Annotated in this window: 10 protein-coding genes and 1 pseudogene; 3 read left to right on the plus strand and 8 right to left on the minus strand. The window is 71.3% G+C overall.

What is annotated here, in order from left to right; translation table 11 throughout:
• The 5 genes and pseudogenes from ACIA8D_RS02520 to ACIA8D_RS02540 all read right to left on the minus strand — a co-directional run.
• Positions 1 to 836, minus strand: a pseudogene (locus ACIA8D_RS02520) (1,4-alpha-glucan branching enzyme); the annotation flags it as partial.
• A 114-nt stretch (positions 837 to 950) separates the two neighbouring features.
• Positions 951 to 2,315: a maltokinase gene (locus tag ACIA8D_RS02525; RefSeq protein WP_399228065.1), complete on the minus strand. Its 1,365-nt coding sequence runs from the start codon at positions 2,313 to 2,315 to the stop codon at positions 951 to 953.
• 52 nt (positions 2,316 to 2,367) lie between these two features.
• On the minus strand, positions 2,368 to 4,062 hold the full coding sequence (gene treS / locus ACIA8D_RS02530; RefSeq protein WP_399228067.1) for a maltose alpha-D-glucosyltransferase: 1,695 nt from the start codon (positions 4,060 to 4,062) through the stop codon (positions 2,368 to 2,370).
• Positions 4,059 to 6,125, minus strand: coding sequence for an alpha-1,4-glucan--maltose-1-phosphate maltosyltransferase (locus ACIA8D_RS02535; RefSeq protein ID WP_399228069.1), 2,067 nt, complete (start codon positions 6,123 to 6,125; stop codon positions 4,059 to 4,061). Before ACIA8D_RS02535 ends, treS begins: the two co-directional genes overlap by 4 nt.
• Before the next feature lie 214 nt (positions 6,126 to 6,339).
• On the minus strand, positions 6,340 to 7,557 hold the full coding sequence (locus ACIA8D_RS02540; protein WP_399228070.1) for a S8 family peptidase: 1,218 nt from the start codon (positions 7,555 to 7,557) through the stop codon (positions 6,340 to 6,342).
• Positions 7,558 to 7,781: 224 nt separating this feature from the next.
• Between ACIA8D_RS02540 and ACIA8D_RS02545 the strand changes: the two genes are divergently transcribed.
• The 3 genes from ACIA8D_RS02545 (at position 7,782) to glgP (ending at position 11,757) form a co-directional block, all read left to right on the plus strand.
• On the plus strand, positions 7,782 to 8,354 hold the full coding sequence (locus ACIA8D_RS02545) for a 1,4-alpha-glucan branching protein (RefSeq protein WP_399228071.1): 573 nt from the start codon (positions 7,782 to 7,784) through the stop codon (positions 8,352 to 8,354).
• A gap of 200 nt (positions 8,355 to 8,554) precedes the next feature.
• Positions 8,555 to 8,968: a hypothetical protein gene (locus ACIA8D_RS02550; RefSeq protein ID WP_399228072.1), complete on the plus strand. Its 414-nt coding sequence runs from the start codon at positions 8,555 to 8,557 to the stop codon at positions 8,966 to 8,968.
• A 170-nt stretch (positions 8,969 to 9,138) separates the two neighbouring features.
• Positions 9,139 to 11,757, plus strand: a complete 2,619-nt coding sequence (gene glgP, locus ACIA8D_RS02555; RefSeq protein ID WP_399228073.1) for an alpha-glucan family phosphorylase — start codon at positions 9,139 to 9,141, stop codon at positions 11,755 to 11,757.
• An 85-nt stretch (positions 11,758 to 11,842) separates the two neighbouring features.
• On the opposite strand, the gene ACIA8D_RS02560 is transcribed toward glgP, so the two are convergent.
• The 3 genes from ACIA8D_RS02560 to ACIA8D_RS02570 form a co-directional block, all read right to left on the minus strand.
• Positions 11,843 to 13,912, minus strand: coding sequence for a M4 family metallopeptidase (locus tag ACIA8D_RS02560; protein ID WP_399228074.1), 2,070 nt, complete (start codon positions 13,910 to 13,912; stop codon positions 11,843 to 11,845).
• A 483-nt stretch (positions 13,913 to 14,395) separates the two neighbouring features.
• Positions 14,396 to 16,285: an ABC transporter ATP-binding protein gene (locus ACIA8D_RS02565; RefSeq protein ID WP_399228075.1), complete on the minus strand. Its 1,890-nt coding sequence runs from the start codon at positions 16,283 to 16,285 to the stop codon at positions 14,396 to 14,398.
• Positions 16,282 to 18,198, minus strand: a complete 1,917-nt coding sequence (locus tag ACIA8D_RS02570) for an ABC transporter ATP-binding protein (RefSeq protein WP_399228076.1) — start codon at positions 18,196 to 18,198, stop codon at positions 16,282 to 16,284. Before ACIA8D_RS02570 ends, ACIA8D_RS02565 begins: the two co-directional genes overlap by 4 nt.
• Between the last annotated feature and the right edge of the window lie 122 nt (positions 18,199 to 18,320).

Here is an 18,320-nt window from a genome sequence, read left to right on the forward strand (position 1 = left end):
TCCGATACGTAGGCGGGGAGTTGCTCGGCGAGTTGGCGGTAGGAGAGGCCGGGGCGCCAGGACGGCAGGTGCACCTCGTACGCCGAGAACGGGGCCGCGTGGACGGGGCGGGCGGCACGCCGCTCCAGCCAGGCATCATCGCCCCACGTGTGGTGGGAGGCGTGGATCATCGAGGAGTTGGCCGGGGGCTCCTCGGTGCGCGTGGCGAGCGGGTCGGCGCGCATGGTCTTGCTGCCGTCGGGCCGGGTGATCTCGAACTTGTAGAGTTCGCCCTCGCCGATGTCCGGGACGAACAGTTCCCAGATGCCGGACGAGCCGAGCGAGCGCATGCTGTGGGCCGCGCCGTCCCAGTAGTTGAAGGTGCCGACGACGCGGATGCCCCGGGCGTTGGGCGCCCACACCGTGAAGCGGGTGCCCTGGATGCCCTGGTGCTCCATGGGGTGTGCGCCGAGCGCCTCCCAGAGCCGTTCGTGGCGGCCCTCGGCCAGCAGGTGCAGGTCGAGGTCGCCGAGGGAGGGCAGCAGGGCGTACGCGTCCGCGATCCGCTGGGTCGTCTCGGCGTACGTGATCTCCAGTTCGTACGCGGTCGGAATCTCGCGGAGCTGGAGCAGGGCGGTGAAGAACCCGTCGCCGTCGTCGTGGAGTTCGGCGTGCAGGCCCTCCGGGGTGGTGACGGCCACCTGCCGGGCGTAGGGGCGCCAGGTGCGGAAGGCGATGCCGCCGTGGGCGGCGTGCGCGCCGAGCACTCCGTGGGGGTCGTGGTGGGTCGCTGCGAGGAGCCGGGTGCGGTCGTCCGGGGGGACGGGGGCCGGGGTGGTGGTCGGGCGGCGGGTCACGGTGGGGGCCTCCTTGGGCGCCTTCGTGTGTGCGTGCCGGTCTCGTGCGGTGCGACCTAGGGCCTGTCGTTTGGATCAGGCCGGGCTCGCGGGGCCTGATCCAAACGACAAGCCCTAGTTGCCCGCCAGGCGTTTCAGTGCGGCCAACGGGACCTGGAGCCAGTCCGGCCTGTGGCGGGCCTCGTACAGGGCCTCGTAGACGGCCTTGTCCGTTTCGTAGGCGCGCAGGAGGACCGGGGCCGTGCGGGGGTCGGTGCCCGTCACCTCCGCGTAGCCGTCGCAGAACGCGGCGCGGCAGGCGAGCGACCATTCGCTCTGCGGCGACGCGTAGTCGAAGGAGCGCAGCATGCCGGCGATGTCGCGGTGGACGGGGTGCGGCAGGCGGCGTTCCGCGAGGGGGCGGGTCGGTTCGCCCTCGAAGTCGATCAGCTTCCAGGTGCCGGACGGCTCGCGCAGGCACTGGCCCAGGTGCAGGTCGCCGTGGACCCGCTGGGCCTGCCAGGTGCGGCCCTCGGCGCCGAGCTGCGCGAGCGCGTCGAAGGCGGAGCGCAGTCCGTCCACGTAGGGGAGCAGCGGCGGGACCTGTCCGGCCGTCGCCTCCAGGCGGCGCGTCATCGACGCGGCGAGCTGGTCGATGTGGGCGCGTGTGTACGTGACCGTGGGCAGCGCCCGGGCCAGGGACGTGTGCACCTCGGCGGTGGCGCGGCCGAGCTCGCGGGCCTGCGCCGTGAAGTCCTGCTGGTTGGTGACGTGCTTGAGGGCGAGGTCCCAGCCGTCGGCCGCGCCTCTGAGGAAGGGCTGAAGGAGGCCGAGCGTCGCGGGTTCCGCGGAGTGCGTCCCGGCCGTCTCGAACCAGGCGACCGGCGCAGGCACCCGGTCGCAGCCCTCGCGGGCCAGGGCCAGCGGCAGTTCCAGGTCGGGGTTGAGGCCGGGGACGACCCGGCGGAACACCTTGGCTATGAGCGTGTCGCCGTACACGACCGAGGAGTTGGACTGTTCCGCCGTCAGGGGGCGGGGCGCGAGGTCGCGCGGGACCTCGCCGTGCGGGCCGCGGTGGAAGCGGAGGGCGCCGAGCGCGCCGGGTATTCGGAGCCGCTCCAGGAGGACGGCGCTGTGCCGCGGGTCCTGGAGTGCCTCGTACGCGGTGCGGCCCGCCAGCGGTCCGTGCGTGATGTGGCCGATGACCGCGGGCGCGAGGTGCGGCGCCGCGGCCTCGGCGGTGCCGATGAGCAGCTGGTAGCGGTCGCCGGGCCCCTCCTCGTCGGCCGGTGGCTGATGGGCGCGCACGAGGAGGTGCAACAGGGCGGCGTCCGGCAGCAGTTCGGTGACGGAGTCCAGGGTGAAGCCGGTGACGGGGCGGCCCTTGCCGGCGAACCACCGCTGGCGTGGCAGCCATTCGCGCAGCAAGGGGTCGAGCGACATGAGTAACTCGGATTCTCCGGCCGTCGGGGCGGCGGGCCGGGTTGCGGCTTCCGACATGGCGTCGTGTCCTTTCCCGGATATGCGTGGAGAGTGCCCAGGTATGTCGTCGTCAGTCCTTGCGGAGGCGGAACCAGTAGAACCCGTGTCCCGCGAGGGTCAGCAGGTACGGGAGTTCGCCGATCGCGGGGAAGCGCACTCCGCCGATCAGTTCCACCGGGTGCCGCCCGTTGAAGGACTGGAGGTCCAGTTCGGTGGGCTGGGCGAAGCGGGAGAAGTTGTGCACGCACAGGACCAGGTCGTCCTTGAATTCCCTCAGGAACGCGAGGACGGCCGGGTTGGAGGAGGGCAGTTCGGTGTAGGAGCCGAGGCCGAACGCCGGGTTCTGCTTGCGGATCTCGATCATCCGGCGGGTCCAGTGCAGCAGCGATGACGGCGACGACATCGCCGCCTCCACGTTGGTGACCTGGTAGCCGTAGACCGGGTCCATGATCGTGGGCAGCGAGAGGCGGCCGGGGTCGCAGGAGGAGAAGCCCGCGTTGCGGTCCGGGGTCCACTGCATCGGGGTGCGCACCGCGTCGCGGTCGCCGAGCCAGATGTTGTCGCCCATCCCGATCTCGTCGCCGTAGTACAGGATCGGGGTGCCGGGCAGCGACAGCAGCAGCGCGGTGAACAGCTCGATCTGGTTGCGGTCGTTGTCGAGCAGCGGGGCCAGGCGCCGGCGGATGCCGATGTTGGCGCGCATCCGCGGGTCCTTGGCGTACTCCGCGTACATGTAGTCGCGCTCTTCGTCGGTGACCATTTCCAGGGTCAGCTCGTCGTGGTTGCGCAGGAAGATGCCCCACTGGCAGCCGGCCGGGATCGGCGGGGTCTTGGCGAGGATCTCGGAGACCGGGTAGCGCGACTCGCGGCGCACCGCCATGAAGATCCGCGGCATCACCGGGAAGTGGAAGGCCATGTGGCACTCGTCGCCGCCGGAGGCGGTGTCGCCGAAGTAGTCGACGACGTCCTCGGGCCACTGGTTGGCCTCGGCGAGCAGGACGACGTCCGGGTACTGGGCGTCGATCTCCTTGCGGACCCGCTTGAGCATCTCGTGCGTGGCCGGGAGGTTCTCGCAGTTGGTGCCCTCCTCGGCGTACAGGTAGGGGACCGCGTCGAGGCGGAAGCCGTCGATGCCCAGGTCGAGCCAGAAGCGCAGGGCGGCGAGGATCTCCTCCTGGACGGCCGGGTTCTCGTAGTTCAGATCCGGCTGGTGGGAGAAGAAGCGGTGCCAGTAGTACTGCTTGCGCACCGGGTCGAAGGTCCAGTTCGAGGCCTCCGTGTCCACGAAGATGATCCGCGCATCGGCGTACTGCTTGTCGTCGTCCGCCCAGACGTAGTAGTCGCCATAGGGGCCCTCCGGGTCCGAGCGGGACTCCTGGAACCAGTCGTGCTGATCACTCGTGTGGTTCATGACGAAGTCGATGACCACGCGCATGCCACGCTGGTGCGCGGCGTCCACGAACTCGACGAAGTCGGCCAGGTCACCGAACTCCGGGAGTACCGAGGTGTAGTCCGATACGTCGTAACCGCCGTCCCTGAGCGGCGACTTGAAGAACGGCGGGAGCCAGAGACAGTCCACCCCCAGCCACTGGAGGTAGTCCAGCTTCGCCGTGATGCCCTTGAGGTCTCCGACGCCGTCGCCGTTGCTGTCCTGGAAGGAGCGGACCAGGACCTCGTAGAAGACCGCGCGCTTGAACCAATCCGGGTCCCGGTCCTTCGCGGGGGTGTCCTCGAAGGTGTCCGGGACGGGCTCATTCATCATCATGGTGTGGGTGACCCTCCGAATCCCATGTCCCGAATGCTCCTGAGAAATTCATCGCGGCGTGGCGGGAGGACGAGGATGTGCGCGGGCGTGCGGCCCGGCTCTAGGCGCACATAGTTCGTCCTGCCCCAGTGGTACGTCTCGCCGGTGAGCTCGTCGTGCACCGGCACGGAGGCGTGCCAGTCGAGCCCCAGGTGCGGCATGTCCAACGACACCGTCGCCTCCTGGGTGTGGTGCGGGTCGAGGTTCACGACCACCAATACCGTGTTCGAGCCCTGTGCGGATGCGGTGGTCTTGGAGTACACGAGCAGCGCGTCGTTGTCGGCCCCGTGGAAGTGCACGTCCCGCAGCGTGCGCAGGGCCGGATTGCGGCGGCGGATCGCGTTGAGCGCGGTGATCAGCGGGGCGATCGTGCGGCCCTCCCGTTCGGCCGACTCCCAGTCCCGCGGCACCAGTTGGTACTTCTCCGAGTTCAGATACTCCTCGCTCCCGGCGCGCAGCGGGGTGTTCTCGCACAGTTCGTACCCGCTGTAGAGGCCCCAGGTGGGCGCCAGCGTCGCGGCGAGGACGGCGCGCAGTTCGAAGGCGGGACGACCGCCGTCCTGGAGGAACTCGTGCAGGATGTCGGGGGTGTTCACGAACAGGTTCGGCCGCATGTAGGACGCCGCCTCACCGCTCAACTCCTGCGCGTAGTCCGTGAGTTCCGGCTTCGTATTGCGCCAGGTGAAGTACGTGTACGACTGCTGGAAACCGACCGCGGCCAGGGTGTGCATCATCGCGGGCCGGGTGAACGCCTCCGCCAGGAAAATCACGTCCGGGTCACTGCCGTTGATGTCCGCGATCACCTTCTCCCAGAAGACGACCGGCTTGGTGTGCGGATTGTCCACGCGGAAGATCCGCACCCCGTGCCCCATCCACAGGCGCAGGATCCGCGTCGTCTCGGCGATCAGACCCGGCAGGTCCGCGTCGAAGGCGAGCGGATAGATGTCCTGGTACTTCTTCGGCGGATTCTCCGCATACGCGATACTGCCGTCCGGACGGTGATGGAACCAGTCGGGATGCTTGTCCACCCACGGATGATCCGGCGAGCACTGCAACGCGAAATCCAGGGCCACCTCCATGCCCAACTCCCGCGCCCGGCCAACGAAGTCGTCGAAATCCTCGAAAGTGCCCAGGTCCGGATGGACCGCATCGTGCCCGCCCTCGGGCGAACCGATCGCCCACGGCACACCCACGTCGCACGGACCAGGCGACAGCGAATTGTTGGGACCCTTGCGAAACGTGGTGCCGATGGGATGCACCGGCGGCAGGTACACCACGTCGAAACCCATCGCCGCGATGGCCGGAAGCCGCCGGGCCGCCGTACGGAACGTGCCGCTCACCGGCGGCTTCCCCGGCTCGACCACGGCCCCCTCCGAACGCGGAAAGAACTCGTACCAGGACCCGAACAGCGCCCGCTCCCGCTCCACCAGGAGGGGCAGTCGGCCGCTGCGCGTGACCAGTTCGCGCAGCGGGTGGCGGGCGAGGACCCGGTGCACGTCGGGGGCTAGCGCGGCGGCCAGGCGGGCGGGGGCCGGGCGGCTGGTGTCGCGGAGCGCGGCGGCGGCCCGCACAATCGTTTCGCGAAGCGGTGCGGGGGCGCTTCTCGCGGCGCGGTCGTGCAGCAACGCGCCCTCTTCCAGGACGAGTTCGGTGTCGATGCCCGCCGGAACCTTGATCTTCGCGGTGTGCCGCCACGTGGCCACGGGGTCGCCCCACGCCTCGACCCGGTACGTCCAGCGGCCGGGGGCGTCCGGGGTGACCTCGGCGCCCCAGCGGTCGGTGCCGGGGGCCAGCTCGCGCATCGGCGTCCACGGGCCGGGCTCGCCGTCGGGTCCGCGCAGCACGACGTTCGCGGCGACGGCGTCGTGCCCCTCGCGGAACACGGTGGCCGTGACCAGGAAGGTCTCGCCGACCACGGCCTTGGCGGGGCGCCGACCGTGGTCGACGACCGGGCGGACGTCACGTATGGGGATACGGCCCGTGGTGGCACGCGGTGGCGTGGGCGTAGGGCGCTTTGAGGGCATGACCGCTCCTGTCCGCGGGGGATCGGGGGTGCGGAGACGAGATTCGGGGAGAGGGCAGTGCGGTGCAGCAGTGCGGCGTACCGGTGGAGCCTTCCACGCTCCATCGACGGGCAATCCGTGTCGTACCAACTACTCGTCACTACTGGCGCGTAAGGGAACACATAAGACCGGTCCCGCCGAAATCGACGGGACCGGACCATGAACCCACCTCCTCCTACGGGTTGTTCACCTGGAGCAGCTTGTTCGGCGAGCCGAGGCCCGCGCCCGTCACCTTGCCCGCCGCCGCGCGCTCGGCCAGCGCCTTGCTCACCTCGGCGGGCGAGGCCGTCGCGTGGTCGGCGAGGTACAGCGCGGCCGCGCCCGCGACGTGCGGCGAGGCCATCGACGTACCGGAGAAGGTGTCCTTCCCCGAGTCGCTCCTGTACGAAGCGGACGTGATGTCCACGCCGGGCGCGAACAGGTCGAGACGGGTACCCCAATTGGAGAAGCTCGCACGCGCGTCCTTCTTGCCGCTCGCGCCGACCGTGATCGCTTCCTTGACGCGGGCCGGTGAGTACAGCTCGGCGGGCATGCCGTCGTTGCCCGCGGCCACCGTGTAGGTGACGCCCGAGGCGATGGAGTTGCGTACGGCGGCGTCGAGTTGGGCGTTCGCGTAGCCGCCGAGGCTCAGGTTCGCCACGGCAGGACGCTGGGCGTGCTTGGTCACCCAGTCGATGCCCGCGAGCACCTGCGCCGTCGTGCCGGAGCCCGCGTCGTCGAGCACCCGCACGCCGACCACGTCGGCCTGCTTGGCGACGCCGTACGTCTCGCCCGCGACGGTCCCGGCGACATGGGTGCCGTGCCCGTTGCCGTCCTGCGCGGTCGAGTCGTTGTCGACGAAGTCCCAGCCGCTGGTGGCCCGTCCGCCGAAGTCGCGGTGGGTGGCGCGGATGCCGGTGTCGATCACGTAGACGTGCACGCCCGTGCCCGCGGACTCGGGCCAGGTGTACGACGCGTCGAGCGGCAGATCCTTCTGGTCGATGCGGTCCAGGCCCCACGAGGGCGGGTTCTTCTGGGTGTGCTCCATCGTGACCTGGGAGTCCTGGACGACCGACGCGACGTTCCCGTCGGCCGCGAGCCGCTTGGCCTGTCCCTCGCCGAGGGTCACCGCGTAGCCGTTCAGCGCCTTGCTGTAGGTGTGGCGTATTTTCGCCCCGTACTTCTCCGCGAGGCCCTTGCCCGCCTCGGACGGGGCCTTCGTGTCCCCCTTCAATGTCACTATGTAGCTGCCCGCTATGGCGCCGGGCTCCCCGGCGCCGAATATCCGTCCCTGAGCGGGGGCGGCGTCCGCGGGCAGCGTGGTGGCCGAAAGCACCGCGACCGTGGCGACCGCGGTGAGCCCGCCGGCCCAGCGCGTCCGTCGCTTTCGCGTCACTCGCACGGTCCCTGCCATGGATGAGTTCCCCTCCTCAACTCGGCGCGGTCTCACGCCAGTTGGCAGCCTCTCGTGCGGTGTGAAGCGCCACAAGGAGGTACGAGGTGGCGGAATCGGCCATATCGGTCGTGGGGGTTGTGCGGTTGAGTTGCGGCGTTTTCCGGTCTCCGTGGGGGCTCGGGCCGCCGGGCGGGGTACGCAATTGGCTGGCGTGGCCCACGGCGACGTCCGATGATGAAGCCGTGTCGATCATTCACCGCACCACACTGAAGCCCACCAAGCTCGAACTCCTCGCCGACTGGCTCCCGAAGCAGCCCTGGTACCAGGGCTCCGGCGCCCCGGAGCTGACCAAGGCCGGCGGGTTCCGGCTCGACGACCCGGCCGGCGAGGTCGGCCTCGAGTTCATGGCCGCGACGGACACCTCGGGCCCCGAGCCGGTGACGTACCACGTGCCGATGGCCTACCGAGGAGCCCCGCTGGAGGGCGCCGCGGACGACGCGCTCATCGGCACCGTCGAGCACGGCGTGCTGGGGAGGCGCTGGGTGTACGACGGCGCCAAGGACCCGGTGCTCGTACGGGAGTTGACCGCCCTGCTCAAGGGCGAGGTGCCCGCGCACGCGCAGAGCGTCGACGGGGCCCTCGACCCGACCGTGCGCGCCCGGGTCACCGGCGACGACGTGCGGCCCGAGGTCGTGCGCGTACTGGAGGCGGGCGCGCAGGCGCCGGACGACGCCGTCGGCGAGGTCTCCGCCGAATGGAGCGCGGAGGACGAGCGGCGGGTCCGTGGGGTTTTCGTGGTGGTCCGCGCCGGCTGACGACCTCTGGGCGTTGCGTGCCTCTGGGTGATCATGAAATCTGGCATCGTGGGCAGGTCGCCGAAGACCAGTGGCGACAACTTCCTGCACCGACGTCCGAATGGTTTGGATGTGGTTTTTTGATCTGGGGGGCAACACGCATGACAGCGACCCGACGTCCGCGACGGCTTGCACGCGTTCTCACGGGAGCGGCCCTAGCGGTGGGCGCGCTGCTCGGCGCCGCGGCCGCACCGGCCGCGGCCTACGACCCCAACCCCGACGCGGCGGTCACCTACCGGCAGGCCGCGGGCGGCAGCGTCGGTGCCGACGTGGCGCTGACGAAGGACGGTTCACGCCTCGGTGAGGTGGAGTTCCAGCCGGAGACGCAGCAGTTGCGGGTGTACGACACCCGCAACGACGGCGACACGTTCTACGTGCACGTCTCCGCCACGACGAACGGTGTCACGCACAACCTGGGCACGTACGCCGCGCCCGGCAGCGAGGCTCCCGTGGACTTCCTCGTGAAGGACCTCCACCTGACCAAGGGCACCCCCGTCGACATCGAGGTGTACGACGACGCGGCGCTCACCGACTACATCGGCGGCGCACGCGGCACCGGGGCGGCAATCGCCTGACGAAGGCCCCAGGGGCATCCGCGTACGGCGGTCCGGGCGCACGCAGCGCGTGCCCGGACCGCCGTACGCGTTCCGGCGCCCCGCCCCGCGCCGTGGCCCGGGGAGCGGCCGTGCGGCTACCGTCGGGAGGCGACTTCCGGCATCCGACGCGCAACCGCAGAGGTGAGCACGTGAAGGCCATCCGCCGATTCACCGTCCGCCCGGTCCTGCCCGACCCCCTCGCCCCGCTGCACGATTTGGCGCGCAATCTGCGCTGGTCCTGGCATGCCGGGACCCGTGATCTGTTCGCCGCCGTGGACCCCGGCCGCTGGGCCGCGTCCGCCGGTGACCCGCTGCGGCTGCTCGGCAGCGTCCCGCCCGAGCGGCTCGCCCGGCTCGCGGGGGACGAGGACTTCCTCGCGAGGCTGAGCGAGGTCGCCGACGATCTGCGCGGCTATCTGCACGACGACCGCTGGTACCAGGACCGGGCGCTGACCTCCCAACTCCCTTCCGGGATCGCCTACTTCTCTCCGGAGTTCGGCATCACGGCCGCGCTGCCGCAGTACTCGGGCGGCCTCGGGATCCTCGCCGGCGACCACCTCAAGGCCGCGAGCGACCTGGGGGTGCCGCTGATCGGCGTAGGACTCCTTTACCGGCACGGCTACTTCCGGCAGTCGCTCTCCCGGGACGGCTGGCAGCAGGAGACGTATCCGGTCACCGACCCGAACGAGCTGCCGCTGACCCTGCTGCGGGAGACCGACGGCACCGCCGTGCACCTCGCGCTCGCCCTCCCCGGCGGCCGGCGGCTGCTCGCCCGGGTGTGGCAGGCGCAGGTCGGCCGGGTCCCGCTGCTCCTTCTCGACTCGGACGTGGAGGAGAACGACGCCCACGAACGGGACGTGACCGACCGGCTCTACGGCGGCGGCAGCGAGCACCGGCTGTTGCAGGAGATGCTGCTCGGGATCGGCGGGGTGCGCGCGGTGCGTGCGTACTGCCGGCTCACCGGGCACCCGGAACCCGAGGTGTTCCACACCAACGAGGGGCACGCGGGCTTCCTCGGCGTGGAGCGGATCGCCGAACTCGCCGAGCGGGGCGCGGACTTCGACTCCGCGCTCGAAGCCGTGCGGGCGGGCGCCGTCTTCACCACGCACACCCCCGTGCCCGCCGGGATCGACCGCTTCGACCGGGAGCTCGTCGCCCGCCACTTCGGCGCCGCCGCCGAACTGCCGGGCCTCGACGTGCAGCGCATCCTCGACCTCGGCATGGAGACGTACGCGGGCGGCGACCCGAACGTCTTCAACATGGCGGTGATGGGCCTGCGGCTCGCCCAGCGCGCCAACGGCGTCTCCACCCTGCACGGGTCCGTCAGCCGGGACATGTTCGCCGGTCTGTGGCCGGGATTCGACGTCGAGGAGGTGCCGATCGCCTCCGTGACCAACGGCGTGCACGCGCCCACCTGGGTCGCGCCCGAGGTGTACCGGCTCGGCGCGCGGCAGATCGGGGAGCGGCGCACCGAGGACGCCCTGTCGGTCGGCGCCTCGGGCCGCTGGGACGCGGTCGGCGAGATACCCGACCGGGACATCTGGGAGCTGCGCGGCGAACTGCGGCGGGGGCTCGTCGACGAGGTGCGCGAGCGGCTCGCCGCGTCCTGGCGCCAGCGCGGCGCGGGCGCGGCCGAACTCGGCTGGATCGACGGCGTGCTGGACCCCGACGTGCTCACCATCGGCTTTGCGCGCCGCGTCCCCTCGTACAAGCGGCTCACGCTGATGCTGCGCGATCCGGACCGGCTGATGCGGCTGCTGCTCGACGAGGAGCGGCCGGTGCAGATCGTGGTCGCGGGCAAGGCGCACCCGGCCGACGACGGGGGCAAGCGCCTCGTGCAGGAGCTGGTCCGGTTCACCGACGATCCGCGGGTGCGGCACCGGATCGTCTTCCTGCCCGACTACGGGATGGCGATGGCGCAGAAGCTCTATCCCGGCTGCGACGTCTGGCTCAACAATCCGCTCAGGCCGCTGGAGGCGTGCGGCACATCCGGTATGAAGGCCGCGCTCAACGGCTGCCTCAACCTGTCCGTCCTGGACGGCTGGTGGGACGAATGGTTCGCGCCCGACTACGGCTGGGCCATCCCCACGGCCGACGGCACGGCCACGGACGAGCACCGGCGCGACGACCTGGAGGCGGCCGCGCTGTACGACCTGCTCGAGCGCCGGGTGACGCCGCGCTTCTACGAGCGGGGCCCCGAGGGGCTGCCCGACCGCTGGATCGAGATGGTCCGCAGGACCCTCACCCACCTCGGCCCGAAACTCCTCGCGGGGCGCATGGTCCGGGAGTACGTGGACCAGCTGTACGCCCCCGCCGCGGGCTCCGCGCGGGCCCTCGACCCGGACGCGGCCCGGGACCTCGCGGCGTGGAAGGCCCGGGTGCGTGCCGCCTGGCCGCGGGTCACCGTCGACCACGTGGAGGCGTCGGCCGGCGGCGCCGAACTGGGCGCCACCCTCGGCCTCCATGTCCGGGTCGCGCTCGGCGAGTTGGGGCCTGACGACGTCGAGGTGCAGGCCGTCGCGGGCCGCGTCGACTCCGAGGACCGGATCACGGAGCCGACGACGGTGCCGCTGAAACCGGTCGGCGGCCCGGACGCCGAGGGCCGCTGGGCGTACGAGGGGCCGCTGGCCCTCGACCGCAGTGGGCCCTACGGGTACACGGTGCGTGTGTTGCCCGCACATCCGCTGCTTGCCTCGGTGGCGGAGACGGGACTGGTGGCGCTGCCGACGGAGGCGACGCAGGAGGGGGCCGGGGTGTTGATGCGGTGAGGCCCCGCCGGGGTCGGGGCCCGGGGCGCTGCCCCGGACCCCGCGCCTCGATCGCCGGCGGGGCTCGATCGAGCCTTGATCGGGTTTACGGGAACGTCAGCTTGAAGCTGTTGATGTAGCCCGTGTCCTGCGGACCGAGGTCCTGGACCTTCAGCTTCCAGGTGCCGTTCGCGGTCTCGGCCGAGGCGTTGACCGTGTACGTCGTCCGGATGTTCGGCGTCGGGTCGTACGTCGAGCTGTGCAGGCGGTACGTTCTGCCGCTCGGGCCGACCAGGTCGACCTGGAGGTCACCGCTCCACGTGTGCACGATGTCGACGCCGACCTTCAGCGTGGACGGGGCCGCGCCGCTGATGCCGGTGACCGCGACGGACGAGGTGACGGCCGCTCCCGGGGAGTCCGGGATGTTCACGTTCGCGTCGTTGGTGAACGTCTTGCCGGTGCCCGGGTCGCCGCCGCCGGAGCGGGCGCCGACGTTGATGCCGGCCCACGCGTCCTGCACGGCCTTGTACTCGGCGGACGTCGTCCCGTACAGCTCACCGGCGGCCGCGAGGGTGCCGGTGCGGGCGCCCGCGTAGTTCGTCGTCGACGTGAACTTCGTGGACAGCGCCTTGAACCAGATCAGCGCCGCCTTGTCGCGGCCGATGCCGGTGACCGGAAGGCCGTCCGAGGTGGGCGAGTTGTAGGTCACGCCGTTGATCGTCTTCGTTCCGCTGCCCTCGCTGAGCAGGTAGAAGAAGTGGTTCGCCGGACCCGAGGAGTAGTGCACGTCGACTCCGCCGATGCCCGAGTACCAGGCGTCCTTGGACGCGCCGTCCTTGCTCGGCTTGTCCATGTAGCGCAGCGGGGTTCCGTCGCCGTTGATGTTGATCTTCTCGCCGACGAGGTAGTCGCCCACGTCGCTGGGGTTGTTGGCGTAGAACTCGACGGCCGCCGCGAAGATGTCGGACGTCGCCTCGTTCAACCCGCCGGACTCGCCGGAGTAGTTGAGGCCCGCGGTGTTCGACGTGACGCCGTGGCTCATCTCGTGCGCGGCCACGTCGATGGAGGTGAGCGGGTGGGTGTTGCTGGTGCCGTCGCCGTAGGTCATGCAGAAGCAGCTGTCGTCCCAGAACGCGTTGACGTACGCGTTGCCGTAGTGGACCCGGCTGTACGCGCCGACGCCGTCGCCGCGGATACCGGTGCGGCCCTGCACGTTCTTGTAGTAGTCCCAGGTCAGCGCGGCGCCGTAGTGGGCGTCGGCCGCGGCCGTCTCGGTGTTGGTTGCCTGCCCGTTGCCCCACACGTCGTCGGAGCCGGAGTAGAGGGTGCCGGTGCCGGACGTGCCGCGGTTCAGGTTGTACGTCTTGTGGCCGCCGCGGGCCGTGTCGTTCAGCGTGTACGAGGAACCGGACTGCGCGGTGCCGAGGGTGACGGTGCCGCTGTACTGGGTGTTGCCCGTGCCGGTCTCGATGGCCTGCCACTCGTGGAGCTTCTTGCCGGTGGTGGCGTCGGTGATGACGTGCAGCTGGTTCGGGGTGCCGTCCTCCTGGAGGCCGCCGACCACGGTCTCGTACGCGAGGGTGGGCCTGCCCTTCGTCGCGCCCTGGCCGAGCCAGACGACCTTGCGGGGCGCCTTGTCGGCCTCGGTCTTCTTCGAGCCGTCGGCCTTCGCGAGGGCGAGGGCCTGGGTCTCGGCCTTCGCCGGTTTCAGCGTGGCGGTGGTGTCGACGGTCCTGAGCTCGGCCTTGGCGGCCTTGGTGACGCTCTTCTCGGCCCCGGACTTCGTTGCCTCGACGATCAGGTCGCCGCCCAGGACCGGGAGCCCGTCGTAGGTGCGCTCGTAGCGGGTGTGGGTGGTGCCGTCCTTGTCCTGGAGGACGTCCCGCACGACGAGTTTCTCCTGCTTGCCGAGGCCGAGGTCCTTCGCGGTGTCGGCCTTGCCGGCGTTCGCCTCGCGCATCAGCTCGGCGCGCTCGGCGGGGGAGAGCTTCGCGGGGAGGGAGCCCGGGTCGGCGCCGCGCGCGGCGCTCGCGACCGAGCGGGCCGCGGGGCTCGCGCCCTGGGCGTCGGCGGTGGCCGAACCCGCGGGGAACGCCACGGCGAGCAGGGCGGTGACGGCTCCGACGGCCGCCGCCGCGGTCGCCCTACGTCTGTGGGAGGTGGAGGTGCGTGTCACGCTGACTCCTTCTGCACGGCCGCAGCATGGGTGCGCGGCCAGTGGGAACGGACGGCAGGGTTGGCCGTCCGGGCAGAACGCAGTGCAGGCAGTGCTCTCGAAACGGCCGGGCGCCGTGAAGCTGTGGGGCAGCTGTGCCGCGGCCGTTGGGAAGATTGGCACCAGAGAGCGCGCTCTGTCAGGAGCCCGTCAACAGGTTGGCCGGATCTGGTTCGGAGTCCGGGCGGTCGTGTTCGATATGCGGGTGCCTCCGTGGTCGATGCAGGGACCGGAGCGCACCCCCGGGTCCCGCTCCTCACCTCGTGCTACGCCGCCCGACGCGCCCCAGCCGCGCTCCCCGGAGGAGCCGGGTCCGGCCACCGGTCGAGGCGGTGCGCACACTTCCGGACGGCTCCGTGTTCGGTGGCGGACCACGGGGGGTGGCCGTAAATCGCCCCCGTACTTCCTGGCCACCCTCGCGGAGGGGCGGGCACCCTTCGGTGTTCAGGCCGCGCCGTCGGCCGCAACGCTCTCCCGCCAGGCGCGGTGCAGGTCCGCGAACGCGCCGGTTGACGTGATGAGTTCGCCGGGCGGCCCGTCCTCCACGATGCGGCCGTCCGCCATGACGAGGACGCGGTCCGCGATCTCGACCGTCGAGAGGCGGTGGGCGATCACGACCGCCGTGCGGTCGTGCAGCACCGTGCGCATCGCGCGCTGCACCGCGCGCTCGCCCGGGATGTCGAGGGAGCTGGTCGCCTCGTCGAGGATCAGCACCGCCGGGTCGGCGAGGAGGGCGCGGGCGAACGCCACCAACTGCCGCTGGCCCGCCGAGATCCGGCCACCGCGCTTGCGCACGTCCGTGTCGTAGCCATCGGGGAGCTCGGCGATGAAGTCGTGGGCGCCGATCGCCTTCGCGGCCCGCTCGATCTCCTCGCGGCTCGCGTCGGGACGGCCGATCGCGATGTTCTCGGCGACCGTCCCGGAGAACAGGAACGCCTCCTGGGTCACCATCACCACGCCGCGCCGGAGGTCCGCGTTGGGCAGCTCGCGCAGGTCCACGCCGTCGAGGAGCACCTCGCCGTGCGAAGGGTCGCAGAAGCGGGCGAGGAGCTTGGCCAGGGTGGACTTGCCCGCCCCCGTCGAACCGACCACCGCCACCGTCTGCCCGGCCGGCAGCGTCAGGTCGAAGCGGGGCAGGACCTCGCCGCCCGTGCGGTAGCCGAAGGAGACCGAGCGGAACTCGACCTCGCGGCCCGGCCGTTCGCCCTCGCGCGCGGGCAGCGGGCGCGGGGCGGCCGGTTCCGGCACGGACGGCTGCTGTGCCAGCAGACCGGCGATCTTCCGCAGGGACGCGGCCGCGCTCTCGTACGCGTTGAGGAACATCGCCAGGCGGTCGATCGGGTCATACAGGCGGCGGATGTAGAGCACCGCGGCTGCCAGCACGCCGAGTTCGAGCGTGCCGCCCGCGACGCGGTACGCGCCCCACAGGACCATCCCCGCCACCGCCGTGTTCGCGAGGAGCCGGGAGCCGACGACGTAGCGTGCCATTTCCAGCATCGCCGTGCCGTTGGACCGCTCGTGCCGGTGGTTGAGCTTCGCGAAGTGCTCGTCGTTGGCCCGCTCTCGGCGGAAGGCGCGCACGGGACGGATGCCGTTCATCGTCTCGACGAACTTCACGATGACCGCGGCGATGGCCGAGGAGCGCTCCGCGTACGCCCGCGCCGCCCGCTGCCGGTACAGCCGGATCAGCACGTACAGCGGGACGAAGGACAGAGCCGCGACCGAGCCGATGCCGAGGTCCAGCCAGAGCAGCATCGCCGTGATGTAGACCGAGCCCACGATCACGTTGACCAGTTCCTGGAGGCCCTCGCTGAGCAGTTCGCGCAGTGCCTCGACGTCCGTGGTGGCCCGCGAGATGACCCGCCCCGATGTGTACCGGTCGTGGAAGTCCACGCTCAGCGCCTGCGCGTGCCGGAAGATGCGGCCCCGCAGGTCGAGCAGCACGTTCTGGCTGACGCGGGCCGAGAGCCGGATGTACGCGTACACGAACGCGGCCGAGCCGACCGCGCACAGCAGGAAGCCCGCGCCGACCACGACCAGCGGCCCGTAGTCGTGCGCCCGGAAGGCGGGGACCGCGCTGTCGATGGCGTACGCGACGATCAGCGGGCCCGACTGCACGGCGGCCTGTTGCAGGAGCAGCGCGAGGACCGTGAGGGCCACCGTGCGGCGGTGGGGCGCGAGCAGCGAGCGCAGCAGCCCGCCCGTCGCGCCCTGGGGCGTCGGCAGGTCGTCCTGGTCGAAGGGGTCGCCGGGGGAGCGGGGCCGGGCGTCCTCGGGGTGTTGGGGATCGCCCTGCGTACCGGTCTTGTCGTCCGGTTTCGCGGTCGTCGTCATACGCGCTCCGTCTCCGTCCCCGCGTCCGTCTCCTCGGTGTGCTCGTCCGAGCCCGACATGAGGTGTCTGTACTCGGCGTTCACGCGCAGCAGTTCGTGGTGGGTGCCGACCGCCGTGATCCGGCCCCCGGACAGCAGCGCCACCCGGTCGGCGAGCAGCACCGTGGACGGCCGGTGCGCGACCACCAGCGCCGTGCTGTCGGCGAGCACCCGCCGCAGCTCCGCCTCCACCGCGGCCTCCGTGTGCACGTCGAGCGCGGACAGCGGGTCGTCGAGGATCAGGAAGCGGGGCGTGCCCACGACGGAGCGGGCCAGGGCGAGGCGCTGGCGCTGGCCGCCGGACAGGCTCAGGCCCTGCTCGCCGACCTCCGTGCCGACGCCGTCGGGAAGCCGGTGCGCGAATCCGGCCTGCGCGACGCCGAGCGCCTGCTCCAGGTGCTCGGTCCCGGTGGTCTCGTCCGCTCCCATCAGGACGTTCTCGGCGACCGAGGCGGAGAACAGGGTGGGCTCCTCGAACGCCACGGACACCAGCTCGCGCAGCTCGGCGCGGGGCATCGCGGTGATGTCGCGGCCGTCGAGCGTGATGCGGCCGTCCGTCGCGTCGTAGAGCCGCGGCACGAGTGCGGTGAGGGTGGTCTTGCCGCTGCCGGTCGCTCCGACGAGGGCCATGGTTTCGCCGGGGCGGATGTGGAGGTCGACTCCGTCGAGGGTGGGGGTGGAGTCCTCGGCGGCGTCGGGGTAGCGGAAGGCGATCCCTTCGAATCGCATGCCGTCACCACTGGCCGCCGTGGTTGCGGACTCGGGGCTCTGCCCCGGACCCTGCTGCTCAATCGCCGCAGGGGCTTGAAAGGCCTGCTCAATCGCCGCAGGGGCTTGAAGTGCAATCGCGGCAGGGGCGCTATGGGGAGCCTCCGGAGCCGCGTCCATGACCTCGAAGAAGCGTCGCGTCGCCGTCGCCGCCTCCTGGCTCATCGCGAGCAGGAAGCCGATGGACTCGATGGGCCAGCGCAGCGCGAGCGCCGTGGACAGGAACGCGACGAGCGTGCCCGCCGACAGCGAGCCGTCGGAGACCTGGACCGTGCCGATCACCAGAGCCGCGCCGAGCGCCACCTCGGGAAGGAGAGTGATCACCGTGAGGATCCCGGCGAGCAGCCGCGCCTTGAGCAGTTCCGTGCCGCGCACCGTGCGCGCCAGGTCCCGGAAGGCGCGGGCCTGGCTGCGGTGCCGGCCGAAGCCCTTGATGACGCGGATGCCGAGGACCGACTCCTCGACGACCGTCGTCAGATCGCCGACCTGGTCCTGCGCGCGGCGCGAGGCGTGCGCGTACCCGCCCTCGAACTTGTAGCAGAACGCGATCAGCGGCACGGCGGGGACGAGCAGGACGAGGCCGAGCCCCCAGTCCTGGACGATCAGCACGGTGAGCCCGGCCAGGATCGTCACGCCGTTGACGATCAGGAACGTCAGCGGGAAGGCGAGGAACATCCGGAGCACCATCAGGTCCGTCGTGCCGCGCGAGAGCAGCTGGCCCGAGGCCCACCGGTCGTGGAAGGAGACCGGGAGCCGCTGCAGATGCCCGTACAGATCGGCCCGCAGCGCCGCCTCCACCCCCGCGAGCGGCCGCGCCACCAGCCACCGGCGAAGGCCGAACAGGAGCGCCTCCGCGATGCCGAGCCCGAGCAGCACCCCGGCGCCCAGCCACACCCCGCCCGGATCGCGCTCCGTGACCGGACCGTCCACGATCCACTTCAGGACCAGCGGGAAGACCAGCGCCAGGCACGACGCGAGCACCGCCACGAACGCCGCTCCCGCCCACCGCGCCCGCACCGGACGCACGTACGGCCACAGCCGCAACAGCGTCCGAACGGCGGAGAGTTGGCCGGTCGTCTCTGTGGTGGCACGTGTAGTCGTCGGCATCAGGGGCGAGCCTACGGATTGCCACTGACAACGCCCACCGAGTTTCGGCCCGGCGCCCGCGGGACCCCGGAGTCGTACCGTCCATCAACCGATCGGCTGATGCGTGCTCGAGCGCGATGGCC

Origin of the sequence: Streptomyces sp. NPDC051684 (assembly GCF_044453445.1) — a bacterium.
In the GTDB taxonomy this organism is placed as follows: domain Bacteria; phylum Actinomycetota; class Actinomycetes; order Streptomycetales; family Streptomycetaceae; genus Streptomyces.

Bases quoted from the DNA above. Each gene is read 5' to 3' on its own strand.
- ACIA8D_RS02540 (WP_399228070.1), bottom strand. From the start codon at position 7,557: ATGGCAGGGACCGTGCGAGTGACGCGAAAGCGACGGACGCGCTGGGCC.
- ACIA8D_RS02535 (WP_399228069.1), bottom strand. From the start codon at position 6,125: ATGCCCTCAAAGCGCCCTACGCCCACGCCACCGCGTGCCACCACGGGC.
- ACIA8D_RS02570 (WP_399228076.1), bottom strand. From the start codon at position 18,198: ATGCCGACGACTACACGTGCCACCACAGAGACGACCGGCCAACTCTCC.
- ACIA8D_RS02525 (WP_399228065.1), bottom strand. From the start codon at position 2,315: ATGTCGGAAGCCGCAACCCGGCCCGCCGCCCCGACGGCCGGAGAATCC.
- treS (WP_399228067.1), bottom strand. From the start codon at position 4,062: ATGATGATGAATGAGCCCGTCCCGGACACCTTCGAGGACACCCCCGCG.
- ACIA8D_RS02565 (WP_399228075.1), bottom strand. From the start codon at position 16,285: ATGACGACGACCGCGAAACCGGACGACAAGACCGGTACGCAGGGCGAT.